Origin of the sequence: Arsenophonus endosymbiont of Bemisia tabaci Q2, from assembly GCF_902713415.1 — a bacterium.
Taxonomy (GTDB): Bacteria; Pseudomonadota; Gammaproteobacteria; order Enterobacterales; family Enterobacteriaceae; genus Arsenophonus.
The window spans coordinates 1-1,161 of sequence record NZ_CACTIE010000212.1; the positions used below are offsets into that span (position 1 = coordinate 1).

Consider the following 1,161-nt stretch of genomic DNA (forward strand, 5'->3'; position numbering starts at 1 on the left):
TATTTTTTACTTTTATAATTTCACTGGTAGAGTATTGATGGGGAATATTTAGATGCAACGCACAGTAACAAAAACTAAAACCTTCTTTCGTCATCCCTATCTTCTGAGCTCTCTCTTCTTAACTGAGATGTGGGAACGTTTTTCATTTTACGGCGTGCGGCCACTGTTGATCCTCTTTATGAATGCAACCTTATTGCAAGGATGAATGGGATTAACAATCGAGCAAGCATCAGCTATTGTTGGTATTTTTGCCGGTGAAGTTTATATTACCTCAGTCCCTGGCGGATGGTTAGCTGATAAGTGGCTTGGGCAGCGTAAAGCAGTTTGGTATGGATCACTAATTATTGCATTAGCCCATCTCTCCATCGAGTTTTCTGCAATTTGGGGTAATAGCCTATTTTTTATCGGATTATTATTTATTGTACTAGGAACGGCTTTATTTAAAACCTGTGTTACTGTTATAGTTGGCACTCTGTATAGAAAAAATGATACACGCCGTGATGGCGGATTTTCGCTGTTCTATATGGGAATTAACATGGGCTTATTTATTGCACCGTTAATTATTGGACCACTTTATGAAAAATATGGTTGGCATATCGGCTTTGGCCTTGGTGGAATTGGGATGCTGGTTGCTCTACTTATCTTCCGATTTTATCCCGTCCCCCCAAATGCGTCGCTATAGTAAAGAAACAGGTATTGATGCTAGTTGAGAGAAACCAACCCCGTCAAGGGTAAAAACATTGGTAAATGAATCACATTTGTAATGGTATTATTGGCCGCTATCGTGATATTTATTGCGACCGATATCGTGCCATTTAATGCTACCATTTTGGCCAAAAGTTTTGCTTATATCATTGCCGCCTTTGTTAGCCTCTATTTTATTTATATGTTTTTCCTGGCAGGATTAAATCAAAATGAGCGGATGCGATTATTCGTCTGCCTAATCCTACTTATTTCAGCAACATTTTTCTGGTCAGCTTTTGAGCAAAAACCGACCTCATTTAATATTTTTACTCGTGACTATACTGATCGCCATCTTAATAATGGCTTCGAAATTTCAACTATTTGGTTTCAATCAATTAATGCGTTTTTTTATCATCACTCTTGCCCCGCTATTCAGTTGGCTATGGCCAACAATGGCTAAGCGCAATATAAACCCGA

At 38.6% G+C, this 1,161-nt stretch carries 1 pseudogene; it reads left to right on the top strand.

What is annotated here, in order from left to right:
* Positions 1-52 precede the first annotated feature (52 nt).
* Positions 53-1,161 (top strand): annotated as a pseudogene (locus tag ARSQ2_RS10080) (peptide MFS transporter); the annotation flags it as partial.